Annotated in this window: 16 protein-coding genes; all 16 read right to left on the reverse strand. The window is 44.5% G+C overall.

The genetic code is table 11. The features are described 5' to 3' along the window. Nucleotides 1–16 precede the first annotated feature (16 nt). On the reverse strand, nt 17–691 hold the full coding sequence (rpsC, locus tag EC328_RS08835) for a 30S ribosomal protein S3 (protein ID WP_128426452.1): 675 nt from the start codon (nt 689–691) through the stop codon (nt 17–19). A gap of 17 nt (nt 692–708) precedes the next feature. Continuing rightward, on the reverse strand, nt 709–1,044 hold the full coding sequence (gene rplV / locus EC328_RS08840; protein WP_128426453.1) for a 50S ribosomal protein L22: 336 nt from the start codon (nt 1,042–1,044) through the stop codon (nt 709–711). Nucleotides 1,045–1,063: 19 nt separating this feature from the next. After that, a complete protein-coding gene (gene rpsS, locus EC328_RS08845; protein WP_128426454.1) occupies nt 1,064–1,351 on the reverse strand; it encodes a 30S ribosomal protein S19 in 288 nt (95 codons plus the stop codon). 23 nt (nt 1,352–1,374) lie between these two features. Beyond that, entirely contained in the window at nt 1,375–2,205 is an 831-nt protein-coding gene (rplB, locus tag EC328_RS08850) for a 50S ribosomal protein L2 (RefSeq protein ID WP_128426455.1), read from the reverse strand. A 26-nt stretch (nt 2,206–2,231) separates the two neighbouring features. Further along, nucleotides 2,232–2,525 carry a 50S ribosomal protein L23 gene (rplW, locus tag EC328_RS08855; protein WP_128426456.1) on the reverse strand — a complete coding sequence of 98 codons (294 nt, stop codon included), beginning with the start codon at nt 2,523–2,525 and terminating at the stop codon, nt 2,232–2,234. Next, entirely contained in the window at nt 2,525–3,148 is a 624-nt protein-coding gene (gene rplD / locus EC328_RS08860) for a 50S ribosomal protein L4 (protein WP_128426457.1), read from the reverse strand. Before rplD ends, rplW begins: the two co-directional genes overlap by 1 nt. Before the next feature lie 27 nt (nt 3,149–3,175). Next, entirely contained in the window at nt 3,176–3,802 is a 627-nt protein-coding gene (gene rplC, locus EC328_RS08865) for a 50S ribosomal protein L3 (protein WP_128426458.1), read from the reverse strand. 55 nt (nt 3,803–3,857) lie between these two features. Beyond that, the gene (gene rpsJ / locus EC328_RS08870; protein ID WP_128426459.1) at nt 3,858–4,169 is read right to left on the reverse strand and encodes a 30S ribosomal protein S10; all 312 of its coding nucleotides are present in this window, start codon (nt 4,167–4,169) and stop codon (nt 3,858–3,860) included. 341 nt (nt 4,170–4,510) lie between these two features. Continuing rightward, a complete protein-coding gene (gene tuf, locus EC328_RS08875; RefSeq protein ID WP_128426460.1) occupies nt 4,511–5,704 on the reverse strand; it encodes an elongation factor Tu in 1,194 nt (397 codons plus the stop codon). Between the two features lie 23 nt (nt 5,705–5,727). Continuing rightward, nucleotides 5,728–7,797, reverse strand: a complete 2,070-nt coding sequence (fusA, locus tag EC328_RS08880) for an elongation factor G (protein WP_128426461.1) — start codon at nt 7,795–7,797, stop codon at nt 5,728–5,730. 64 nt (nt 7,798–7,861) lie between these two features. Continuing rightward, entirely contained in the window at nt 7,862–8,332 is a 471-nt protein-coding gene (gene rpsG, locus EC328_RS08885) for a 30S ribosomal protein S7 (RefSeq protein WP_128426462.1), read from the reverse strand. A 104-nt stretch (nt 8,333–8,436) separates the two neighbouring features. Continuing rightward, the gene (rpsL, locus tag EC328_RS08890) at nt 8,437–8,859 is read right to left on the reverse strand and encodes a 30S ribosomal protein S12 (protein ID WP_128426463.1); all 423 of its coding nucleotides are present in this window, start codon (nt 8,857–8,859) and stop codon (nt 8,437–8,439) included. Between the two features lie 14 nt (nt 8,860–8,873). Continuing rightward, nucleotides 8,874–9,122 (reverse strand): ribosomal L7Ae/L30e/S12e/Gadd45 family protein, encoded by a 249-nt coding sequence (locus EC328_RS08895; protein ID WP_128426464.1) that lies wholly within the window; start codon nt 9,120–9,122, stop codon nt 8,874–8,876. A 105-nt stretch (nt 9,123–9,227) separates the two neighbouring features. Further along, nucleotides 9,228–12,746, reverse strand: a complete 3,519-nt coding sequence (gene rpoC, locus EC328_RS08900) for a DNA-directed RNA polymerase subunit beta' (RefSeq protein WP_128427034.1) — start codon at nt 12,744–12,746, stop codon at nt 9,228–9,230. A gap of 142 nt (nt 12,747–12,888) precedes the next feature. Further along, the gene (gene rpoB, locus EC328_RS08905) at nt 12,889–16,617 is read right to left on the reverse strand and encodes a DNA-directed RNA polymerase subunit beta (protein ID WP_128427035.1); all 3,729 of its coding nucleotides are present in this window, start codon (nt 16,615–16,617) and stop codon (nt 12,889–12,891) included. A gap of 226 nt (nt 16,618–16,843) precedes the next feature. Continuing rightward, nucleotides 16,844–17,227 (reverse strand): 50S ribosomal protein L7/L12, encoded by a 384-nt coding sequence (gene rplL, locus EC328_RS08910; protein WP_128426465.1) that lies wholly within the window; start codon nt 17,225–17,227, stop codon nt 16,844–16,846. Nucleotides 17,228–17,239 lie beyond the last annotated feature (12 nt).

A 17,239-nucleotide genomic window follows, 5' to 3' on the forward strand; every position in this document is an offset into this window, starting at 1 on the left:
CTTCCTACGGCAATAATTATTCTACGGTTGCTATCTCAACTGCATGCTTTTCTACTTTTTTAGTAGGAAGAACTTCTCCTTTATAAATCCATACCTTGACTCCAAGCTTTCCGTAAGTTGTGTTGGCTTCTGCAAATCCATAATCAATGTCTGCTCTAAGTGTCTGCAAAGGAATAGTACCCTCACTGTAGCCTTCCGTTCTTGCCATATCAGCCCCACCAAGTCTCCCTGCAACAGCAGTTTTGATTCCCTTTGCTCCGGATCTCATAGTTCTTTGGATAGCCTGCTTCATCGCTCTTCTGAAGGTTACCCTTCTCTCAAGCTGGGAAGCTATGTTCTCTGCTACCAATTGAGCGTCCAGCTCTGGAACTTTGATTTCTTCAACGTTGACGACGACGCTTTTCTTTGTCATCTTCTCAACAGCGACTCTAAGCTCCTCAACTCCTGCTCCGCCTCTGCCTATTACCATTCCCGGCTTAGCTGTAAATACGGTAACTTTTATCTTGTTGGCTGCTCTTTCTATTTCAATCTTGGATACGCCTGATATATAAAGCTTTTCCTTGATATATTCACGGATTTTAAAGTCTTCTACCAGATACTCATTGAAGGTCTTCTTGTCTGCATACCACTTTGAATCCCAATCCTTGATTATGCCGACTCTGAGACCGTGCGGGTTAACTTTTTGACCCATTAACTTTCCCTCCTTTTCTACTCGCGTTCTTTGACAACTACTCCAATGTGACTGCTTCTCTTTATGATAGGATATGCCATACCCTTTGCTTTAGGTCTGAATCTCTTCATCCTTGGTCCTTCGTTGGCATAAGCCTCTGAAACATAAAGATTTTCTCTATCCATGTTGAAGTTGTTTTCAGCGTTTGCAACAGCGGAATTCAATACCTTCTCCAGAGCCTTTGCACCTCTTTTAGGTGTAAACTTCAGGATCGAGAGAGCTTCGTCCACTTGCTTGCCTCTGATTTCAGCACATATGAAGTTTACCTTCAAAGGAGAAATCCTAACATATTTAGCTATAGCTTTAGCTTCCACTTTTCTAACCCCCTTCGATTTACCTTCTTACTCCAGATGATTTTTCATTCTTGTCCACGTGACTTCTGAAAGTTCTGGTTGGTACAAATTCTCCCAGCTTGTGTCCTACCATATCCTCTGTTACGTATACGGGGACGTGCTTCCTTCCGTCATGTACTGCTATGGTATGTCCTACCATTTGTGGAAATATAGTTGAACGACGTGACCAGGTCTTTATAACTTTCTTGTCGTTAGTCTTGTTAAGCTCCTCTACTTTTTTAAGTAGATGTCCGTCGATAAATGGTCCTTTTTTAAGGGATCTGCCCATGTTTTTTCCTCCTTTCAGAAGTACTATTTCGTTCTTCTTCTTACGATATATTTATCTGAGCTCTTGTTCTTCTTCCTTGTCTTGTATCCAAGAGCAGGCTTGCCCCATGGAGTACTTGGTGCAGGCATACCGATCGGTGCTCTACCCTCTCCACCACCGTGTGGGTGATCAACAGGGTTCATGGCTGAACCTCTTACGGTTGGCCTTATTCCCATATGTCTTGATCTTCCGGCTTTACCTATTGTGATGTTCTCGTGATCGATATTTCCAACCTGACCTATAGTCGCACGGCATTCAACAGGTACCAGCCTGAATTCGCCTGAAGGAAGCTTAAGCTGTGCCATTTTGCCTTCTTTAGCCATTAGCTGAGCACTTGCTCCTGCTGATCTTACAAGCTGAGCGCCTTTTCCAGGCTTAAGCTCTACGTTGTGCACTGTTGTACCAACGGGGATGTCCTTAAGCTGAAGAGCGTTTCCGATCTTGATGTCTGCGTTTTCGCCGGATTCAATAACGTCTCCAACCTTGATGTTATGTGGTGCCAATATATATCTCTTCTCGCCGTCAACATAGTTGATCAGGGCAATATTAGCAGTTCTGTTTGGATCGTATTCAATGGCTGCTACCTTTCCAGGTATACCGTCCTTGGATCTATTAAAGTCGATCATTCTGTATTTTTTCTTTGCACCACCGCCTCTATGACGGATAGTGATTCTACCTTGTGAGTTTCTTCCGCTGTTCTTATTTAGGCTTACCACTAATGATTTTTCAGGTTCTGTTTTAGTGATTTCCTCGAATGTTGACACGCTCATCTGTCTTCTGGCAGGGGAAGTAGGTTTGAATTTCCTAATACTCATTGGTTTTCCCTCCTTTTATCTCCTAATTATTCCATCCCTTCGAAGAACTCAATCTTCTTGGAGTCATCAGTAAGCTTCACAATTGCTTTTTTCCAGCTTGGTCTTCTTCCGCTGTGAATTCCTTGTCTCTTCATTTTCCCAAGCATGTTCATAGTGTTGACCTTTTCAACCTTTACTCCGAAAATCGTCTCTACCGCTTTTTTGATCTCAGATTTATTAGCTTTCTTGTCAACTGCGAATGTATATTTGTTGAAGGACATATCCTCCATGCTCTTCTCGGTAATTATCGGTTTAATGATAATATCGTGTGGGATACGCATTATGCATACACCTCCTCGACTCTTTTAACAGCCTCTTTCGTTATTATGAATGAGTTGTACTTCAGTATGTCGTAAACGTTGATAGTGTTGACAAGTGCGGTTGCAATATTTGGTATGTTGTTTGCAGATCTGATAACGTTGGCGTCCTTCTCTGCCATAACTATCAATGCCTTCTTATCAGCCTTAAGGTTAGCAAGAACCTTCTTCATTTCCTTTGTCTTTGGAGCATCAAAGCTTAGTTGATCGACAACTATCATCTCATTGTTTTGAAGCTTGTCGGTAAGCACTGACTTAAGAGCCAGTCTTCTGACTTTCTTCGGTACGCTGTAGCTGTAATCTCTTGGCTTAGGTGCGAAAACAACTCCGCCGCCCTTCCATTGTGGGGATCTGATGCTTCCTTGTCTTGCCCTGCCGGTGCCTTTCTGTCTCCATGGCTTTCTACCACCACCTCTAACTTCAGCTCTCGTCTTGGCAGACTGTGTACCCTGTCTCCTGTTTGCCAATTGGTTCTTGACAACCTCGTAGACAACGTGCTCGTTTATTTCAACGCCGAATATTTCTTCACTCAGCTCCATCTCTTCTACTATTTCACCTTGCATGTTATATACATTAACTTTAGGCATTTTGCATCCTCCTTTCCGCCTGGATTATTACTTTTTAACGGTTGCCTTGATGGATACAAGACCCTTTTTTGGTCCGGGAACTGCTCCCTTAACAAGTATCAGGTTCTTTTCAGAGTCCACTCTTACAACCTCAAGATTTTGAACAGTAACTCTTTCGTTACCCATTCTGCCCATCATTCTGTGTCCCTTGAATACTCTCCCGGGATAGGTACCTGCTGACATACCACCAGGCATTCTGTGGAACTTGGAACCATGAGTCTCTCTACCTCTTCCAAAGCCGTGTCTCTTGATTACGCCGGCTGTTCCTTTTCCCTTGGAGCTTCCGGTCACATCAACCATGTCTCCCTCGGAAAATACATCTGCCTTTATCTCTTGGCCTATTTCAAACTCATCAGGATTCTCGACCTTGAATTCTCTAAGGAACTTTCTGTAAGCAACATTTGCTTTGTCAAAGTGACCCTTAGCGGGCTTAGTCATTCTCTTCTCCTTGACATCGCCGAATCCAACCTGAATCGCATTGTATCCGTCCTTCTCCACTGTCTTCTTCTGAACTACGAAAAGCGGACCAGCTTCGATTACAGTAACTGGAACCAAAGTTCCGTCTTCCTTGAAAATTTGAGTCATACCAACTTTTTTGCCCAACATGTTTTTCATTGCTTTACACCTCCGACTTTATAGCGGATTGCCTCTTTGGCAATCATATAAATTATTATAGTTTTATCTCTATGTCTACGCCTGCAGGAAGATTCAGCTTCATTAGTGAATCGACCGTCTTTTGATTCGGGTTGAGGATATCGATAAGTCTCTTATGAGTTCTTTGCTCGAATTGCTCTCTGGAATCCTTGTACTTATGAACCGCTCTAAGGATAGTTATGATCTCCTTCTCTGTCGGCAATGGAACCGGACCTGATACGGAAGCCCCTGTCCTCTTAGCAGTTTCTACGATTCTCTGTGCTGATGAATCCAGCAGCTCATGATCGTAAGCCTTCAACCTGATTCTTATTTTTTGCTTGTTTGACATTTAATTTCCCTCCTTCTATCGCATGTTGATACTCTACATGCGACTTGAGACACCGATACACCCTCCCGGGTGTTTTCTATTTTTTTTAAAATTTACGGATCTCAGCCGCCCGATTTATAACCGGACATTCTCAGCAAAAATTCCCTGCAAATGCAGCAACCTTTTGCCTCATCGCAATGTCTAAATCAAAACACTAATATAGTTTACATCAAAACAAAGCAAAACACAAGTATTTTTTACTGTTTTGCCTCGAAAATTCGATGTCTTTTCATGAGCTTGAACGACACCGAAAGAAGGAGTAAAACCCCTTCTTTCAAGTATCGCAAGTATGCTTTTATAAATTATTCGTAAACCTTAGTTACAACGCCTGCTCCTACTGTTCTTCCGCCTTCTCTTATCGCGAATCTCAATCCTTCTTCCATCGCGATCGGTGTGATAAGCTCGATCGAAAATCTTGCGTTGTCTCCCGGCATTACCATCTCTACGCCTTCTTCAAGCTTGATATTGCCTGTTACGTCTGTTGTCCTGAAGTAGAACTGTGGTCTGTAGCCGTTGAAGAATGGGGTATGTCTTCCGCCCTCTTCCTTGCTCAGTACGAATACCTCTGAGTCAAACTTTGTATGGGGCTTTATTGACTTCGGCTTTGCAAGTACCTGGCCTCTTTCGATCTCAGTTCTTTGTACTCCTCTTAGAAGCACTCCTATGTTGTCTCCTGCCTGTGCCTCGTCAAGAAGCTTCCTGAACATCTCTACTCCGGTTACTACTACTGTTCTGGACTCTTCTGTTAGACCTACTATCTCTACGTTGTCGCCGGTCTTTACTACTCCTCTTTCTACTCTGCCTGTTGCTACTGTTCCTCTTCCTGTGATTGAAAATACGTCCTCTACTGGCATCAGGAATGGCTTGTCTATCTCTCTTTGTGGCTGTGGAATGTATGTGTCTACTTCTTCCATCAGCTTAACTATCTTGTCTCCCCATGGTCCCATTGGATCATCAAGTGCCTTCAATGCTGATCCTGCTACGATCGGTGTGTTGTCGCCATCGAATTCGTACTCTGTCAGAAGCTCTCTTACTTCCATCTCTACAAGCTCGATTAGCTCAGGGTCGTCTACCATGTCTTCCTTGTTAAGGAATACTACTATCTTAGGTACTCCTACCTGCCTTGACAGTAGGATGTGCTCTCTTGTTTGTGGCATTGGGCCGTCTGCTGCCGATACTACAAGGATTGCTCCGTCCATCTGTGCTGCTCCGGTGATCATGTTCTTTACATAGTCAGCATGGCCTGGGCAGTCTACGTGTGCGTAGTGTCTGTTTGCTGTCTCATACTCTACGTGGGATGTAGATATGGTGATTCCTCTTTCTCTCTCCTCAGGTGCCTTGTCTATGTGTGCGTAGTCGATGAATTCACCTGTTCCGAATCTCTTGTTCAATACTAATGTTATCGCTGCTGTCAGTGTGGTTTTACCGTGGTCAACGTGGCCTATTGTTCCTACGTTAACGTGGGGTTTCGTTCTTTCAAATTTTTGCTTACCCATTTCTTGATCCTCCCTTGATTGCTTTATTTGTTTCCCAATACCTTTTCAGATATACTTGCAGGAACTGGCTCGTAATGGTCGAATTGCATCGAGTAAAGTCCTCTACCCTGGGTGTTTGATCTAAGGTCCGTTGCATAACCGAACATTTCTGACAGCGGCACATATGCTCTGATTATCTGTGCTCCGCTGACTAACTCCATTCCTTCCATCTTGCCTCTTCTTGAGTTGATATCTCCGATTACATCCCCCATGTATTCCTCAGGTACTGTAACCTCTACCTTCATCATAGGCTCAAGCAGAGTAGGTCCAGCCTTTCTAAGGGCTTCTCTAACTCCCATTGATCCCGCTATCTTAAACGCCATTTCTGATGAGTCAACGTCATGGTAAGATCCATCATAAAGGGTTACCTTTACATCCAGTACAGGGTAACCGCCCAGAATTCCAGATTCCAATGCCTCCTGGATCCCGTTGTTGATTGGATTGATAAATTCTCTTGGTATTGCTCCACCTACGATAGCATTAATGAACTCATAGCCTTTGCCAGGTTCATTAGGCTCTACCTTAAGCTTACAATGACCGTATTGTCCTCTACCGCCTGATTGTCTTACATACTTGCCTTCAGCATCAGCTGGCCTGGAAATAGACTCCTTGTAGGCAACCTGAGGGCTACCGACGTTTGCTTCCACCTTAAATTCTCTGAGAAGTCTGTCTACGATGATCTCAAGGTGAAGCTCGCCCATACCGGCGATAATAGTCTGTCCTGTTTCTTCGTCAGTATATGTCCTGAAGGTTGGGTCCTCTTCTGCAAGTTTGGCAAGTGCAATGGACATTTTTTCCTGGCTGGCCTTTGTCTTTGGTTCAATAGCGACATGGATAACCGGCTCAGGGAATACCATAGATTCAAGTACGATAGGATTTGTGTCGATGCTAAGTGTGTCTCCAGTAGTAGTATCCTTAAGACCTACTGCTGCAGCGATATCGCCGGCATAAACCTCTTCAACCTCTTCTCGCTTGTTTGCATGCATCAAAAGGATCCTGCCGATTCTTTCCTTCTTGCCCTTTGTGGAGTTTGTTACATAGCTTCCAGCCTTTAGGGAACCGGAATATACCCTGAAGTAAGCAAGCTTGCCTACAAATGGGTCTGTAACTATCTTAAAGGCCAATGCTGAGAAAGGCTCGCTGTCGTCTGCATGTCTTAATTCCTCTGCATCAGTAGATGGATTTATACCAACTACCGGAGGAATATCAAGTGGTGAAGGCAGGTAATCCAGAACAGCATCCAAAAGGATCTGGACTCCCTTATTTTTGTAGGATGATCCGCAAAGAACAGGGGTCATCTTAACATCTATCGTCGCTTGTCTTATTCCAGCTTTAATCTCTTCCTCGTTAAGAGCTTCCCCTTCGAGGTATTTCATCATCAGAGTCTCATCGTACTCAGAAATCGCTTCTATAAGCTTTTCTCTGTACTCTTCAGCCATTCCTGCCATATCCTGGGGAATGTCTGTGATCTCGATCTCCTGTCCCAAATCGTCCTTGTATATCCTTGCCTTCATCGTTACAAGGTCAACCATTCCAACAAAGGTGTCTTCCTTTCCGATCGGAAGCTGAATAGGAACTGCATTGGCCTTAAGCCTGTCCTTCATCATACTTACCGCTCTGTAATAGTCAGCACCTGTTATATCCATTTTGTTTACGAAAGCCAATCTGGGTACGCGGTATTTGTCCGCTTGTCTCCAAACAGTCTCCGACTGAGGCTCTACTCCTCCTTTAGCACAAAATAAAGCAACAGCTCCATCAAGTACGCGCAGGGATCTTTCAACTTCAACAGTAAAATCAACATGCCCTGGTGTATCTATGATGTTGATCCTGTGATCCTTCCAGAAAGCTGTAGTTGCAGCAGAGGTGATAGTGATACCTCTTTCTTGTTCCTGCTCCATCCAGTCCATTTGGGCTCCACCCTCGTGGGTCTCGCCTACTTTGTGTATTTTACCTGTATAAAATAGAATTCTTTCTGTGGTGGTCGTTTTTCCTGCGTCGATGTGAGCCATTATGCCGATGTTTCTGGTTCTTTCAAGTGATACTTGTCTTGGCACAATTTTTCCTCCTTAATTACCTACTAATCAGTCCCATCCACACATTTATGCAATATGACACTTACTAGAATCTGTAGTGTGCAAAAGCCTTGTTGGCTTCAGCCATTTTATGTGTATCTTCTCTCTTTTTAACACTTGAGCCAAGACCGTTTGCTGCATCCATCAATTCCTTTGCAAGCTTCTCAACCATGGTCTTCTCTCCTCTGTTTCTCGAGTAGGTAACCAACCACCTGAGTCCTAACGTTTGTCTTCTTTCAGCTCTAACCTCTATTGGAACCTGGTAGTTTGCACCACCGATCCTTCTTGCCTTAACCTCAAGCACAGGCATGATGTTGTTCATTGCCTTGTAGAAAACCTCTAATGGGTCATCTCCTGTCTTTTGGGCAATCATATCGAACGCACCGTAAACGATGTTTTCTGCGATACCCTTTTTCCCGTCAAGCATAATTCCGTTAATAAGCTTGGTTACTACCACATCATTGTAGATCGGATCTGGCATAACCTCTCTTTTTGGCACATGTCCTTTTCTAGGCACTATTCTTCCCTCCTCAACTATATAGAGTAAATTCATTGGTACTCGGCCGTAGCCGTCGCGCCTCAAAATGCATCTATATTAAAGTAGTTAGCATTTCAAGCACTTTACTTCTTAACCTTCTTTGGTCTCTTGGCACCATACTTGGATCTTGCCTGGAGTCTCTTGTCGACACCTGCGGTATCCAGCGTACCTCTGATGATGTGGTAACGAACACCTGGAAGGTCTTTAACTCTTCCACCTCTTATAAGAACAACGCTGTGCTCCTGAAGATTATGTCCGATTCCAGGAATGTAGGCAGCAACTTCAAGTCCGTTTGTAAGTCTTACTCTTGCGACCTTTCTCAAAGCTGAGTTAGGCTTCTTCGGGGTTACAGTTCTAACAGCTACGCAAACACCTCTTTTTTGTGGTGAGTTAGCTTCTGATTCCCTTTTCTTAAGAGTGTTCAATGACATTCCAAGCGCTGGGGACTTTGATTTGTAGACTACCTTTTCTCTTCCTCTTCTAACAAGCTGGTTAATTGTTGGCATTAAGGCACCTCCTTCTAATTTTTATTTAATAACGCAGCGACTGCCGCATTAATATCTATCCCACAGGCCTCTCCCAACTCCTCCATCCTGTCTACGTAGGTAATGGGAACAGACCTCAAGCGACAAAGCTCCTCAATCTCACCTGTCACTTTCCTATCGGCGTCAAGGGCTATAAAAACCATCTCGACACCTGTCTTTGCAAGGGCTCTTTTAACCTGCTTCGCCCCAACTATTTTGTCATGTGTCTTTAACATTGAAAGCATTCTTTCTTCCTCCTTAGAACATGCCAAAGATTATGTGGCCATTTGGCCACATAATCTTTATGTCATCAAGAATCTCACAAGTTTGCACACTTAATCATTCTAACATTAGAGATTAGCACTGTCAACAAAATTTTCTTCCACTGACTTTGTCTCAGAGTCCAGAATTTCGACATTCTTATACCTCTTCATTCCCGTTCCAGCTGGTATAAGTTTACCGATTATTACGTTCTCCTTAAGCCCAAGAAGGAAATCTTCCTTGCCCTTTATTGCGGCTTCAGTAAGAACTCTTGTTGTCTCCTGGAATGAGGCTGCAGACAGGAATGAGTCAGTTGCCAGCGATGCCTTGGTGATTCCCAGTAAGGTCATCCTTCCGACTGCAGGCGTTCCGCCTTCCTCTGTTACCCTTTTGTTGGTATCCTCAAACTCAAGTACATTTACAAGGCTGCCTGGCAGCATGTCAGTATCTCCTGAGTTCTCAATCTTTACCTTGCCAAGCATCTGCTTGACTATTATCTCGATATGCTTGTCGTTGATATCTACACCCTGCAGTCTGTATACACGTTGAACTTCCTTGACGATGTAATTCTGTACGCCCTTCACGCCCTTTATTCTCAGGATGTCATGCGGGTTGACAGAACCCTCGGTAAGCTCGTCTCCAGCCTCTATAATATCACCAGGTTTTACCTTGATCCTTGATCCATAAACTATACTGTAGGTTGCCGTTTCTCCACTTTCGGAGGTAACGATAACTTCTTTCCTTCTTTTATTCTCGTTGAGGCTCACCACCCCGTCGATCTCTGAGATCACCGCAAGTCCCTTTGGTTTTCTTGCTTCAAAAAGCTCCTCGACCCTGGGGAGACCCTGTGTGATGTCAGCAGCTGCCGCAACTCCACCGGTGTGGAAGGTTCTCATCGTAAGCTGAGTTCCAGGCTCACCTATGGACTGAGCTGCTATTATTCCAACTGCCTCTCCGATATTGACTTCCTTTCCGGTAGCAAGGTTCCTGCCGTAGCAATGTGCGCAAACACCAAACTTGGCTTTGCATCCAAGAACTGAGCGTACCTTTACTTCCTTGATACCGACACTTTGGATTTTGTCAGCCATATCCTCGCTGATCATAGTGTTCGCCTTAACCATGACCTCTCCTGTTTCAGGATGAACTATATCCTCAAAGGTATATCTTCCGTCAATTCTGTCCCTCAGCTCTTCAAGGACTTCCTTTCCGTCAGTAAATGCCTTTACCAGGAAATACTGATCTGTACCGCAGTCTACTTCTCTTACGATAACATCCTGGCTGACGTCGACAAGTCTTCTGGTAAGATATCCTGAGTCTGCCGTTCTAAGTGCTGTATCAGCAAGTCCCTTTCTGGAGCCGTGCGTTGAGATAAAGAACTCAAGTACTGAAAGTCCCTCTCGGAAGTTAGACTTTATTGGAACCTCGACAGTACGTCCTGATGCACTGGCCATTAGTCCACGCATTCCTGCAAGCTGTCTGATCTGGTTCTTGCTTCCTCTCGCTCCTGAAATTGCCATGATATATATATTATTCATGGGATCCAGGCCCTTCATAAGGACGTCTGTTACATCCTCAGTTGTCTGGTTCCAGATTTCAATTACCTTTTCATATCTCTCATCGTCGGAGATAAGTCCTCTTCTGTAGGACTTCTCAAACTTGTCTACTTCTTCCTCTGCCAGCTTGATCATTGCCGGCTTCTCATCAGGTACGATGACATCTCCCATGGAGATCGATATAGCACCGACTGTGGAGTATTTGAAGCCCATCTCCTTGATATGATCCAGAGTATCTGAAGTGACTGCATTGCCATGCTTTCTGAAGCATTTATCTATTATAAGGCTTAAGAACTTTTTATCAACTACTCTGTCTACTTCAAGCGAGTAGAGGTCATTCTCCCTGTCGACGAATCCAAGGTCCTGTGGAATATTCTCGTTGAAAATAAATCTTCCAACGGTGCTTTCAACAAGCTTGCCCTTGTCTTCCTTGTCCAGCTTGACTCTTACCTTCACCCTTGCGTGAATGCCAATGTCTCCATTGTGGTAAGCATGGAGCATCTCATCGAAGTCCTTGAATATCTTGCCTTCTCCAGCCTCTCCCTCTCTGGCCACAGTCAGGTAGTAGCTTCCCAATACCATGTCCTGAGAAGGAGTGGTTATTGGTTTTCCGTCCTTTGGTGCAAGAATATTGTTTGTAGAAAGCATCAACAGTCTTGCTTCAGCCTGAGCTTCAGTTGACAATGGAACGTGCACTGCCATCTGGTCTCCATCGAAGTCAGCATTATATGCAGTACAAACCAGAGGATGGAGCTTTATTGCCTTGCCTTCTACAAGCACCGGCTCAAACGCCTGGATCCCAAGTCTGTGAAGAGTAGGGGCTCTGTTCAGAAGTACGGGATGGTCCTTTATTACAGACTCCAGAACGTCCCAAACCTGAGGCTTGACTCTTTCAACCATTCTCTTTGCACTCTTTATATTGTGAGCATGACCATCTTCTACAAGCTTTTTCATGACAAACGGCTTGAACAACTCCAATGCCATCTTCTTAGGAAGACCGCACTGGTAAAATTTCAGCTCAGGGCCTACGACTATTACTGATCTTCCGGAATAATCTACACGCTTCCCAAGAAGGTTCTGTCTGAATCTTCCCTGCTTGCCCTTGAGCATGTCTGAAAGGGACTTAAGCGGTCTGTTCCCGGGCCCTGTTACCGGCCTGCCTCTTCTGCCGTTGTCAATCAGAGCATCAACAGCTTCCTGAAGCATTCTTTTTTCATTTCTTACTATTATATCCGGTGCTCCAAGGTCAAGAAGTCTCTTTAACCTGTTGTTCCTGTTTATTACTCTTCTGTAAAGATCATTAAGGTCAGAGGTTGCGAATCTTCCGCCGTCCAGCTGTACCATCGGCCTGAGATCCGGCGGTATTACCGGCACTACGTCGAGGATCATCCACTCCGGTCTGTTTCCGGACTTTCTGAATGCCTCAACTACCTCGAGTCTCCTTGTGATCCTGATCTTTTTCTGTCCGGTAGCGTCCTTAAGCTGAGCCTTAAGCTCCTTTGAATCCGCCTCAAGGTCTATCCTCTCAAGCAGGGTCTTGATCGCCTCCGCACCCATCATTGCTTTGAACTTATTGTGGTACTTATCCAGGGCATCCCTGTATTCAGCCTCTGTGAGAAGCTGTTTTTCGTACATTGCAGTATCTCCCGGATCTGTAACAATATATGAAGCGAAATAAAGCACTTTTTCAAGAGCTCTTGGACTCATGTCAAGTATAAGACCCATACGGCTTGGTATACCCTTAAAATACCAGATGTGAGATACGGGAGCTGCAAGCTCGATGTGTCCCAGCCTCTCTCTTCTTACCTTTGCCTTGGTTACCTCGACTCCACATCTGTCGCATACAACGCCCTTGTATCTTACTCTTTTATATTTGCCGCAGTGACATTCCCAGTCCTTAGTAGGTCCGAAAATCTTTTCACAGAACAAGCCTTCCTTCTCCGGCTTCAAAGTCCTGTAATTTATAGTCTCCGGCTTTTTGACCTCACCCTTCGACCATTGTCGTATTTTCTCCGGTGATGCAAGCCCGATCCTTATGGAGTCGAAGGTAAACACCTTGTCGTTGGGACCTGCATCGGAGATATTCAGCTTATCAGGTGAATTTATACTTGCATCCTCAATTTCCTGCTCTGGGGTTATGATTTTATCAGTTGCCAAGGAGCATTCTCTCCTTTCATAATATTATATGAAGCCTTCCTTAATCCAAATCCTCGTCATCTAATCCAGGGAAATCTTCCTCATCGTCCTCTTCTATCAGGAATCCCTTTGGAATCTCCGCAACAGGCTTTTTAGATATAGTCTTTGATTTGGATCCAAAGTCAGCGTCCTCGTCCTCATCTTCCTCATCATCGAGGAACAATCTTCCTCTTGCTGAATCATCAGTCAGCAGATCGAGCTCCGTCAAGTCATCATCAGTAGATTCCTTTATCGGGATCTCCTCTCTTTGCTCACCCATTACCTTAATATCAAGCGCCAAGCTTTGCAGCTCCTTGATCAGTACCTTGAAGGATTCAGGTATACCCGGTTCAGGAATATTCTCGCCTTTGACTATGGCTTCATAAGTTTTTACTCTTCCAATTATATCGTCAGATTTTACAGTAAGGATCTCCTGCAGAGTATGGGCTGCGCCATATGCCTCCAGGGCCCACACCTCCATCTCACCAAATCTCTGACCTCCAAACTGTGCCTTTCCACCCAGTGGCTGTTGAGTTACCAGTGAATAAGGTCCCGTCGATCTGGCGTGGATCTTATCGTCTACAAGATGGTGAAGCTTAAGCATATACATATATCCCACTGTTACGGGATTTGCGAATTCCTCTCCTGTACGGCCGTCTCTGAGATTGATCTTTCCATTTTCCGGATAATCGGCTTTTCTCAGGGCTTCCATGATGTCTTCCTCGTTTGCCCCGTCAAATACCGGCGTGGCAATGTTTATACCAAGCTTCTTGGCTGCAAGTCCAAGGTGGACCTCCAATACCTGTCCCAGGTTCATACGGGATGGTACTCCAAGAGGATTCAGCACTACGTCAACAGGGGTTCCGTCCGGCATATAAGGCATGTCCTCCTGAGGCATAATCCTGGAGATGACACCCTTGTTTCCATGTCTTCCACACATTTTGTCTCCGACATTTATTTTTCTCTTGGTTGCTATATATACCCTGACCATTTGATTTACGCCAGGAGGCAGCTCATCGCCGTTGTCTCTGGAGTAGATCTTCACATCAACGATGATACCGGTTTCGCCATGAGGCACTCTCAAAGATGTGTCTCTGACCTCTCTTGCTTTTTCACCGAATATGGCCCTTAGAAGTCTTTCCTCAGCTGTAAGCTCAGTTTCTCCCTTAGGAGTAACCTTCCCGACCAAAATATCTCCGGCCTTTACCTCCGCTCCGATCCTGATGATACCTTTTTCGTTGAGATCCTTTAGCATTTCCTCTCCAACGTTAGGAATATCTCTGGTTATTTCCTCCGGACCCAGCTTTGTATCTCTTGCCTCTGACTCGTACTCCTCAATATGAACTGAGGTAAGAACGTCCTCTATGACAAGTCTTTCATTAAGGAGTATCGCGTCCTCGTAGTTATACCCCTCCCAGGTCATAAATGCTATAAGCAGGTTCTTGCCAAGTGCTATCTCGCCCTGATCTGTACTCGGACCATCGGCAATTATCTGATCTCTCTCGATCTTTTCCCCAGCCTTGACAATCGGTCTCTGGTTTATCGTTGTGCCCTGGTTTGATCTCTTGAACTTCAAAAGCTTATATCTGTCAATCTGGTTATCCGAATCTCTTCTGATCAATATTTCACTGGAGGTTACCTTGTGTACGACTCCGGAGTTTCTGGCAACCACAACAACTCCTGAATCCTTGGCTGCCTTGTACTCGATGCCCGTTCCGATAATAGGAGCTTCAGTGACCAAAAGTGGAACTGCCTGTCTTTGCATGTTGGCACCCATCAGAGCCCGGTTGGCGTCGTCATTCTCAAGGAATGGTATCATTGCTGTACCGACTGATACTATCTGCCTTGGCGAAACATCCATATAATCGATGTCCTCAGGACTGAATATATCTGCTACACCTGCCTTGCCTCTTGCTATTATCCTCTTGTTCTCGAATTCATTGTCTTCAGTAAGCTTTTCATTTGCCTGAGCGATGATCAGTTCATACTCGATATCTGCAGTAATATAGTCTATATGACCGGTTACCTTGCCATTTTTGACTCTTCTGTAAGGAGCTTCAATGAAGCCGTATTCATTGATCCTTGCATAAGTGGTCAGGGAGGTTATCAGTCCGATGTTCGGTCCTTCAGGCGTCTCTATGGGACACATTCTTCCATAGTGGGAGTTGTGAACGTCTCTTACCTCGAAGCCTGCTCTGTCTCTGCTTAAACCGCCTGGTCCCAACGCTGACATCCTTCTCTTGTGAGTCAGCTCAGCCAACGGGTTCGTCTGATCCATAAACTGCGACAGCTGGCTGCTTCCAAAGAACTCCTTGATAGAAGCAACAACCGGCCTTATATTTATCAAAGCTTGGGGTATTGCCATCTCGACATCCTGGATGGTCATTCTTTCCCTGACAACTCTTTCCATTCTTGCAAGACCGATCCTGAACTGGTTCTGCAAAAGCTCTCCAACGCTTCTCAGTCTTCTGTTGCCTAAATGGTCGATGTCGTCTGTATTTCCAATTCCGTAGAACAGGTTGAATTCGTAATTGATGCTCGCTACAATATCGTCAATGATTATATGTTTGGGAGACAACTCCTTAATTCTGTCTTTTATAGCCGACTTAAGCTCTTCCTTGTCAGGATACAACTCCACAAGCTCCTTCATTAGCGGGAAGTATACCTTTTCTCTCAAGCCAAGCTCCTTCAGAGAGAATGGAAGTCCAAAGATTTCTCCACTGACAAAATTATTGCTCAATACTTTTATTTCCTTCCCGTCATCAAGGAGGACCTTTATAGTATTTATTCCTGTAGCCTCGATCTCCAAAGCCTTTTCCCTGGAGATTTTTTCTCCCTTTTCAAGCAATATCTCGCCAGTTGAGGGATCTATCACGTCATGGGCAGCTCTTTTGCCGGTTATCCTGCTGTAGAGGGCCAGTTTCTTGTTGAATTTGTATCTTCCTACCTTAGCCAGGTCATATCTTCTTGGATCAAAGAAAAGGTTGTTCAACAGACTCTTTGCACTGTCGACTGTCGGCGGTTCACCTGGTCTCAGTCTTCTGTATATTTCAAGCAAAGCCTCCTCTTCAGTTGAGGTAGTGTCTTTTTCAAGAGTCGTCAACAGCTGCTCAGTTTCTCCGAGCAGTTCGATTATTTCGCTGTCCGATTGAATTTTCAAAGCTCTAAGAAGAGTTGTTATCGGAACCTTTCTGGTCCTGTCGATCCTGACGTAAACGATGTCGTTTGAGTCAGTCTCGTACTCAAGCCAGGCTCCCCTGTTAGGGATAAGGGTCGAAGAATAAAGCCGCTTGCCGGATTTATCGATTTCTTCGTTGTAGTATACACCAGGGGATCTGACCAGCTGGCTTACTACTACTCTCTCTGCTCCGTTGATAATGAAGGTACCCTTGTCGGTCATCAGCGGCATTTCACCCATGAATACCTCCTGCTCCTTCACCTCACCGGTTCCCTTGTTTATTAGCCTTACCTTGACCTTCAATGGTGCTGAGTAATTTGCGTCTCTTTCTCGGGCTTCATTCTCATCATATTTTATGGACTCGCCGATATGGTAGTCGACAAATTCCAAAATGAGATTGCCTGTGTAGTCCTGGATGGGGGAGATGTCTTCAAAAACCTCCTTCAATCCTTCCTTGAGAAACCAATCGTAGGAGGATTTCTGTACCTCAATCAGATCGGGCAGATCAAGTACCTCGTCGATGCGGGAGTAACTCATTCTGACCCGCTTTCCAAATGTTACAGGATGTACCATTAAAATTTCACCCCTCATTAAACTAAAATACCCAAAAGCACTTGCTTTTGGTAAAATTTTCTGCCAGTCGTCCAATATAACGGGTCGTCTTTAATCGTATAAAATTCCCATTATAATTATTATTATGCAATATATTACATTATCATACGAGTATCATATTGTCAAACACTTATACGACAGAATTATTGAAAAAAAAGAGGCTTTCCTCGAAAGCCTCTTAAGTTAACTATTTTACCTCTACAGCTGCTCCTACTTCTTCAAGCTTAGCCTTCATGGAAGCTGCTTCTTCTTTTGTTACTGCTTCCTTAACTGGCTTTGGTGCTCCGTCTACAAGATCCTTAGCTTCTTTAAGTCCAAGGCCAGTAAGCTCTCTAACAACCTTGATAACCTTTATCTTCTCAGCACCAGCTGATGTAAGGATTACGTCGAACTCAGTCTTCTCTTCTTCCACAGGAGCTGCTGCACCTGCAACTGGAGCTGCTGCTACTGCCATCGGAGCTGATGCGCTTACTCCGAATTCTTCTTCAAGAGCCTTTACTAATTCTGAAAGCTCTAATACTGTAAGGTTTTTAACTTCTTCAATAAGATTTAATACTTTTTCACTTGCCATTTTATTTATCCC

It is taken from the genome of Gudongella oleilytica (genome assembly GCF_004101785.1).
In the GTDB taxonomy this organism is placed as follows: domain Bacteria; phylum Bacillota; class Clostridia; order Tissierellales; family Tissierellaceae; genus Gudongella; species Gudongella oleilytica.